This is a genomic window from Pseudoflavonifractor capillosus (genome assembly GCF_016899775.1).
In the GTDB taxonomy this organism is placed as follows: Bacteria; Bacillota; Clostridia; order Oscillospirales; family Oscillospiraceae; genus Lawsonibacter.
In genome coordinates this window covers 77,036-85,303 of the sequence record NZ_JACJJE010000008.1, presented here as the reverse complement: position 1 = coordinate 85,303, position 8,268 = coordinate 77,036, and the positions used below count along the sequence as shown (strand labels likewise).

General features: G+C 54.6%; 6 protein-coding genes. 5 read left to right on the top strand and 1 reads right to left on the bottom strand.

What is annotated here, in order from left to right; all coding sequences use genetic code 11:
- Positions 1–1,368 (top strand): recombinase family protein (locus H6B31_RS04240; protein WP_204897358.1); only part of this gene is annotated, 1,368 nt, incomplete at its 5' end.
- 77 nt (positions 1,369–1,445) lie between these two features.
- Here H6B31_RS04240 and H6B31_RS04235 read toward each other — a convergent pair.
- Positions 1,446–1,892: a gamma-glutamyl-gamma-aminobutyrate hydrolase family protein gene (locus H6B31_RS04235; protein ID WP_204897357.1), complete on the bottom strand. Its 447-nt coding sequence runs from the start codon at positions 1,890–1,892 to the stop codon at positions 1,446–1,448.
- A gap of 308 nt (positions 1,893–2,200) precedes the next feature.
- Between H6B31_RS04235 and H6B31_RS17475 the strand changes: the two genes are divergently transcribed.
- The 4 genes from H6B31_RS17475 to H6B31_RS04215 all read left to right on the top strand — a co-directional run bounded on the left by H6B31_RS17475 (position 2,201) and on the right by H6B31_RS04215 (position 7,905).
- A complete protein-coding gene (locus tag H6B31_RS17475; RefSeq protein ID WP_204897356.1) occupies positions 2,201–4,171 on the top strand; it encodes a sigma-54 interaction domain-containing protein in 1,971 nt (656 codons plus the stop codon).
- A gap of 219 nt (positions 4,172–4,390) precedes the next feature.
- Positions 4,391–4,693, top strand: a complete 303-nt coding sequence (locus tag H6B31_RS04225) for a nucleotidyltransferase family protein (protein WP_204897355.1) — start codon at positions 4,391–4,393, stop codon at positions 4,691–4,693.
- Positions 4,694–4,808: 115 nt separating this feature from the next.
- Positions 4,809–5,021 (top strand): HepT-like ribonuclease domain-containing protein, encoded by a 213-nt coding sequence (locus H6B31_RS17665; protein WP_346014033.1) that lies wholly within the window; start codon positions 4,809–4,811, stop codon positions 5,019–5,021.
- A 655-nt stretch (positions 5,022–5,676) separates the two neighbouring features.
- Positions 5,677–7,905 carry an eCIS core domain-containing protein gene (locus tag H6B31_RS04215; protein WP_204897354.1) on the top strand — a complete coding sequence of 743 codons (2,229 nt, stop codon included), beginning with the start codon at positions 5,677–5,679 and terminating at the stop codon, positions 7,903–7,905.
- Positions 7,906–8,268 lie beyond the last annotated feature (363 nt).

Below are 8,268 nucleotides of genomic sequence, written 5' to 3'. Positions count from 1 at the left end.
GTCAAGGACATGAGCCGGTTAGGGCGAAACTACTTGCAGGTAGGGTTTTACACGGAAATGCTGTTCCCTCAAAAGGGTGTGCGTTTTATCGCTGTCAACGATAATGTGGACAGTGCCAGCGAGGGCATGGACAACGATTTTACCCCGCTGCGAAATCTGTTCAATGAATGGCTGGTGAGAGATACGAGCAAGAAAATCAAGGCAGTGAAAAAGTCAAAAGGCATGAGCGGCAAGCCTGTTACCAGCAAGCCGGTTTACGGCTATGTGATGGACGAGGACGAGAATTTTATTATAGACGAGGAAGCCGCCCCGGTGGTGCAGCAGATTTACCAGCTTTGCCTTGCCGGGAACGGCCCGACCAAGATTGCCCGTATGCTGACGGAGCAGCAAATCCCCACGCCGGGGACGCTGGAATATCAGCGGACAGGCAGCACCCGCCGTTATCACCCAGGCTATGAGTGCAAATGGGCGACCAACACCGTCGTTCATATCCTCGAAAACCGAGAGTACACCGGATGTCTGGTGAACTTCAAAACGGAAAAGCCTTCTTATAAGGTCAAGCACAGCATAGAGAACCCCGTCGAGAAGCAGGCCATTTTCGAGAACCACCATGAGCCGATCATCGACAAGGAAACATGGGAACGGGTGCAGGAGTTACGCAAACAGCGCAAACGCCCGAACCGCTACGATGAAGTGGGGCTGTTCTCCGGGATTTTGTTCTGCGCCGACTGCGGCCATGTGCTGTATCAGCAGCGGTATCAGAACAAAGACCGCAAACAGGACTGCTACATCTGCGGCAGCTACAAGAAGCGCACCCGCAACTGTACGGCGCACTTTATCCGCACCGATCTGTTGACCGCTGGTGTCCTGGCAAATCTCCGGCAAGTGACCGAATACGCAGCCAAGCATGAGAGCCGGTTTGTGAAACTACTTGTCCAGCAGAACGAGATCGGCGGCAAGCGAAAGACCGCCGCAGCCATCAAGCAGCTTGAACAGGCGCAGGAACGCATTTCTGAAATCAGCCGCATTATCAAGCGGCTGTATGAGGACAATGTAAACGGCAAAATCAGCGATGAGCGTTTCATGGAACTGTCGGCTGACTACGAAGCCGAGCAAGCGGAGCTGAAAAAGAGAGCCGCCGCCCTGCAAGCCGAACTGGACAAGTCACAGGCAGCTACCGTCAACGCCGAGAAATTTATGGGCATTGTCCGCAAGCACCTTGCCTTTGAAGAACTGACCCCCACTCTCTTGCGGGAAATGATCGAGAAAATTGTGGTGCATGAGTGCAGCTATGATGAGAACGGCACCCGCAGGCAGGACATTGAGATTTATTACAGCTTTGTCGGCAAGATTGACTTGCCCGAATAACCGCCCGACCTATCCGACACAATGGCCAAGTGTCGGATAGGAACGGCAAAATTTTTTGCACTTCTATTGCTTCTTTATCACACATAAGCAAAGGTGCCGGGAATATTGCGGGCCATGTGGAAAGACGGGAAATGATGGGTCTCTTTACAGGCGATGTCCTGGATCAGAGTACCGCCCATGGCCACATTGATCATCTGGACGCCCCGGCAAAAACCAATCATGGGCTTACCCAGCTCCAGAGCGCGTTTGATCATGGGAAACTGCAGTCCGTCCAAAGCGGTGTCCACAGGAGCGCTTCCCTGGTTCTCCTCGCCGTAAGAAGCTGGATCTACGTCGGGAATTCCGCCTGGCACCGCCACACCATCACATCGTTCTACATCGGCGGGGTTCACGGAGATGAAACACTCTGCCTGATCAGAGGTGAAAAAGTCTGCAGTCACCTCGCTGGGGGCAATAGAATACGGAGCGATTCCATTGGCGTCCCGCCAGGGTCCTTCCGGTCCTACAACTAAAATTCGGTACATATTATTCTCCCTCCTGCTGAATTGCTTTTGTCGGCGGCAGAATGGAACATTTCCGCCGCGCCAGTTCACTCCTATAATTCAGCATTTGTTGTGCCAACATAGTGATTTCTAGCGAAACTGACGTGAAATTGGCGTGTTGAATAAATTCACTATTACAAAATTATTTATACTGCCGAAATGAGTTGTTAAAATCAAAGCTGCATTCAGGCAAATCAGTTCAGGTGACACGTATTTCTTCTGAAACATCTTGCATTAAATCCGATTAAATCCTATAATGACAATTAAGACGGCGGCTTGGAGGGGACTTAATGCAACAGAAGAAAATGGTTTTGTTATTTCCGGACTATCGCTTTCAACATACTGCCAACGTCTTAGCACAGAACCTGGTTGAGGTGTTCGAGGGCGCGGCGGAGATTTCCGTGACATACAGCTGCGATTTATCCTCTGGTGAAATGGTCGTGGGGGATTTGATTCTGCTCCCCATTTCCAACTATATTTTTTATTACGAGTCTATTATTTCTGAACTGAACCGTCTGATGATCATTTCTCGAGCTGTCCAACGGACATCTCTTTCCCTGCTGACTCAGTTTTCGAAGGGAAGCAGCGTTCTGGTGGTTAATGCATCCCCGGAGCTGACCCGGGAGCTGACCAACTCCCTCTATGAAATTGGGCTCAACTACATCAACTGGATTCCCTATGATCCAGAGGCAGACCAAAGCAGCTATCAGGGCATTGAAGTCGCCGTCCATCCCGGTGAGGAGGAATATGTCCCGCCCTTCATCCGCCAGAGCTTCGATATAGGGGACCGGTTTATCGACACCTACTCCATGGTGCGCATTGCCGGTAAGCTGGGACTGAACAACGACATCATAAACAGCCGCCTGCTGCTCTACTCCCGCAAGCTGGCAGAGCCGGAGTCCAGCATTACCTCCACATACTTTGACAATTATCTGAAGGGGCTGATTCTGAAGTACTATGTCCATGTGCTGGAGGAGGGGCTGCTTCTGTGTGATACTGAGTATCACCTGCTCTATGCCAACGCTGCCGCACAGCGCCTTCTGAATTGCCGGGGGGATGCAGACCAGGAGGCTCTGGCCCGCCAACTCACTGGTCCCCTGGCTTCGGTGCTGGAAGAGAATTTCACCTATGACCGCCTGGAAGTCTGCGGGGTGCAGTGCGCCGTAACCAAGAGCCCTATTATCATCTCCGGTGTCCTCACCGGTTACTGTATCACGTTCCGAGAGGGAAATAACCTCCGGGGGGAACAAGCGGAGGCTTCCCTAGAGGCTATTCGCCGGGGGTTAACCGCGCGGACTACCTTCTCCGACATCCTATGCCGCTCTGAGGCCATGATCCAATGCATCCACCTGGCTAAGCAGGCCGCCGCCACCGATTATTCTGTTTTAATTGAAGGGGAGAGCGGAACAGGGAAAGAACTGTTGGCTCAAGCGATCCATAACTACTCACCTCGGCATGGGCAGCCGTTTGTGGCCATCAACTGCGCAGCTATGCCCGAGTCTCTGCTGGAGAGCGAGCTCTTTGGATATGAAGGCGGTGCCTTTACCGGAGCCCGGCGGCAAGGCCGGACCGGCCTGTTTCAGCAGGCGGACGGAGGTACCATTTTCTTGGACGAGATCGAGGACATGCCCCCCTCCCTCCAGGCGATGCTTCTGCGGGTCCTGCAGGAAAAACAGATCATGAGGCTTGGCGGAGACCAGATGATTCCGGTAGATGTGAGGATCATCGCCGCTTCCAACCGTCCATTGGCCGACCAGGTGCGGGAGAAGAAATTCCGAGCCGACCTATTTTACCGACTGAGTGTTCTGCCTGTCCGTCTGCCTCCGCTACGCCAGAGAAGGGCGGATGTTCCCTTGTTGCTGGAACACTTTCTAGGGGCGGAGTATGCGGCATTCACAGCGGAACAAAGGAAATTTTTGGAACAGTACCCCTGGCCCGGGAATGTCCGCCAGCTGCAGAACTTTGCCGCCTACTACAAGACTACCCACCGCATAGACAGCTTCTTTGAGGGAACGGAGCGTACAGCCCTGTCCAGTTGTCCAGATCCCCTCCCGCTGATCCAGAAGCACTCGGCTCCCGGACACGGGATTGGCCGCACCGCCCTGCTGGAACAGCTGCGGGCCCAGGGATTCAACCAGGTTAGCGATGTGTGGCTGCGCCAGGAACTAAGAAGGTTGGAACAAGCGGGATTCATTACGGTATGCCGTGGACGAGGCGGCTGCCGGATCACACCGTTGGGGAAGCGATATCTCGAACAATAACAAAATAGTCATTGTATAAATGCTTATTACCTAAATATCTGGATCTGATTGAAACTTCTGCTGAGAATGAAATGCTTGCTCTTGGAAGGCAGTTTCTTTGTTAACACCATCGTAAATGCCTTGCTCCAAGTACCCCATAGAGGAGCGGGAAAGAGGCTAGGAAAGGACTTTTAATCCCTGTTTGAGTATGGTATATTAAATACGGAGGAGGTGTGTCCCATGTCTGAGCATATCTATTCCCAGGACGAGATTTGTGCTGCTGTGTTGCCGATGCTGAAAAAATATCATGCGGAAAAGGCAATTTTATTTGGATCTTATGCCAGGCAGGAGGCCAACGCCGCCTCTGACATCGATCTGATTGTTGTCGGGGGAAAAGATTTTGACCTGACGGATGTGCTGTGCATCGCGGAGGAACTGCACTGCGCTCTGGGGAAAGCTGTGGATGTCTATGAACTGCGGGAGATCAATCCACAGTCGGCTTTCTATGATGCGATTTTAGCCGAGGGGGTGCAGATCGCATGAAGTACAGTGATCAGCAGAGAATCGAGAAGATCCGGGAAACCACAGAAAAACTTTTGACTTATGTGCAGAGAGGACAAATCACTCCAGAGAAGGTCTGCAATGAGGAGACGATCCAGTGGACGGTCACGACGCCGCTGACAACATTGGGGAGCATGTCTACAACCTGTCGGACGATTTTAAGAAATCACATCCAGAAATCCCGTGGATTAAAATTGCCGGCCTGAGGCACCGGCTGGTCCACCACTACGAGGACACCAACTGGATCGTGATCTGCGCCATCATTTTCGATGTGCTGCCGGAGTTCCTGAAGGAGATCAGTGACCTTTGACCCACACCGTGACCCACACGGGGAAACGAAGCAACGGAGATAACGGATACAAGAGTGCTGGAAAGGATGACACTCCGGACTGGAAAGGGCACAATAGGCCTGGAAAGCAGAAAACCTCATCCTCCCAATCAGTTGGTAAGGATGAGGTCCCCAGTTCGAATCTGGGTAGCAGCTCCATTAAAAACCCTTGAGCCTCAACGGCTTGAGGGTTTTTTATTTTTTTCTTTCTTTAGCAAGGCCGCCATTTTGAGCGGCTTGCTAAACTCCTTGCTAAACAAAAAATGATTGCCTTAACTGGCATTTTCTGCATTGCGAAGCAGTAGCTGCATATGTTGCTGATCACGCCGCAGATTCTGGGCCGTGAGTGAAGGCCTTCTGGCCGCCCGGCGAAACGGACGCGCGGTCGCGAAGCTGTACTTTTTGCTGCGGCTCAGGAGAGCCGGGGGATAGGACGAGACGCGCCAAAGACGGGAAAATTTTAGAATGCGGGATCCTGCGGGAGTGCAGTATAGCCCGTTTGCGGACAATTCAAGCCTGTTTTATTGCGGAGGGAGATGGCGCCTGATATACTGTGCCTGCCATGAAATGGACTGCGGTACTCCAGTGGGGACCGGTAGGATTGAAACAAGCTTCAATGGATAAAGGAGGCAGCGTTATGATGTATCAGGAGAAAACAAGGCGGCCCGTGCCTGGACGGGGGGGAGCTTCGGCCGTTCAGCCCGTTTCGGAAGCCGCGCCTCCCAACAGTAGTTATGCAGACCTGTCCGACAGCCCCTCCGGCGGTCTGGAGCAGCAGATGCAGGCGCGCATGACTTCCCATTTTCCGGATGCCTCCCGGCTCTCACGGGGGTCCGGCCGGGCCCTGACCTTGCCCGACCAGGTGCAGAGTACCATCGAACAGCACTTTGGCCATTCCATTGACAACCTGCGCTTCCGGGAATCCAGCGACGTGGAATCCATCGGCGCCAAAGCCTACGCCCGGGGCGATGAGATCCACTTCGCGCCCGGCCAGTTTCACCCGGACACTGCCCTGGGCCGCAAGATGATCGGCCATGAGGTGGCCCATATCCTCCAGCAGGCCAAAGGAGGGCTGGGGGACGGCGGCGAACTGAATGTGGACCGCTCCATGGAGGACCGGGCTGACATGCAGGGTGATGCTATCGCCTCTATGGCGCCTGCCGGCGGAGTGGAGACCGCCGGGCTCTCCCCCATGCCGACCGCCTCCTTTTCCTCCGCGCCGGTCCAGGGATGGGGGGTAGGAATTTTCAACAAAAGAGGGGAACATGAGACGCTCACCGATGAAGGCAGAAAAAAAGCCCTTGGGTTTCTGAACCGAAGCAGGACAGCCGGGCAAAGAACGCCAAATCCACTGGCCAGCGAGAAAAGCCGGAAGAGCCTGATTTACGGCGCCCGGTTCAACGACGTGGGCACACACAGCGCGGTGGGAATGGGAGGCAGCTTAACGGTTACAAAGCACGACCCCTTTATCAATCAGACCCATGAAGGCGATATGCAGTTCCTTCACGCCATGGATACCAGCGGCGGAGATCTCCAGGCCAATGTGGATAAAATGAAGCGGTATGCCCAGTTTGCTTCTGACGTGTACCAAAACCGCAGAAAGGACGGGAAAAATTTTCAGGACCAGAATATGCTGGACTATGTGCTCTCACAAGACGGGGAGGGCGACCCCTTCCAGGAAATGATGATGTCCACCATGCTCACGCCGGCTGCACTGAAAGTTGTGGAGCAGAAAATGGCGAAATGGGATAAAAGGCATGGGAATGAATCTCCGGAAACGCGGAGAGAAGCCCGGGTAAGGAAGATGAAGAAAGAGGTCACCTTCAGCGCAGAGGACGAACAGCAGGTCCGGAAGGCAGCCGGGGATAAGTATGACCAAAAGGGAAAGCTAGGCCGCTTTTTTTCCCGCGGCCGGGAAAAATATATTCAAAAGAAGATTGAAAAAGAAAGAGCGAAGAGAGAAAAAAATCGCTCTCAGTATGCCCGGGGAACAGTGGGGAACTTCTTTACGGGCGGGAACCAGGATCTGGACGCCGGAATGGTGGCGCTGGGTTCGGCTTCCCACATGATTGAGGACAGCTTTGCCGGGTCCCATGCCACGCGGGCGGACAACCTCTATTTGGGCTCGGGTCATATTTCAGCCACGGACCTCAGCGACGACGGCATGGCTGTGGCCGACAAAGCCACGCCCATTATTACCAGCCCGGACTACACCAAGCAGGACCACAATCCGCTCTGGGGCCGTCACGGGAAAGGCGATAAATTCATCGGCGAAGATGCGGCGGGCGGCCAGCTGACCGACACAAACCAGATTATTGACAACACGCAGGGGGGCGCCCTGGCGCGGGATGCCGTGGCGCAGTTCCTCGCCATGAATGTTCGGATGAAAGAGACGGGCTCCACTTCGTATGGGGGGTCCCCTCTGGAGAGCTTCATGAATCGCCTCCTGCGTCCGGACGATACGGCCCTCCAGCTGGGGGCGACCGCCACAGGCCGGGCCTATGATACAAAGTACAAAGGGCCGGCCACAGAGACCGCCCAGGCGGGCGCGGATGCATACTGGAAGGCCACGGGAGAAAATATCGTGGGCAACAGAAAGACATCTGCGGAAACCCGCGCCTCCCAGATGGGACCGGAGATCGAGGCGCTGGGCAAGATCCTGTACAGCGGGGACTCGGCCGACCAGCAGGTTCAGGCGAAATACGTCCCCCACGCCAAAGAGATGCTGGCCAATGTCAACGGCATGATGAGACAGCTTCAGGATGCCGGTTTGGCGGGCGGCGATACCTACAATCAGATGGCGGAGCATAAGCGCGCCCTGCAGGCCATGCTGGTCCGCTACGACCAGAATGTCATGAATCTCTGACCGACACAGGCATTCCGGCTGTTTCAGGCGGCCGCCGATGGCGCGGGGTCAGCCGGAAAGACACCGCCTGCCCGGATGGGGCTGCGTGCCTTGCCGCTGTGAGAAAGCCCTGGATTGGGATTTGTATTTTTGCGAAAGGTATGGTAAAATCGGAAAGCAATTGTTTGACATAGAGTTGCTTCTGATTTCAGGGCAGCACGCCCGGCCGGAGTACCCGGCGGATCGCCGAGGACAGAGAGGAGCGCTCAGAGGCGCTGAAGGGGCGGGGAATGTCCCGGGAAACAAAGAAAGAAGGTGCGGTCGGTTGACCGCGGCAAAGCGTTTGGCTGCCCTCTGCGGCGGGCCAAACGCTTTGCCTGCCCG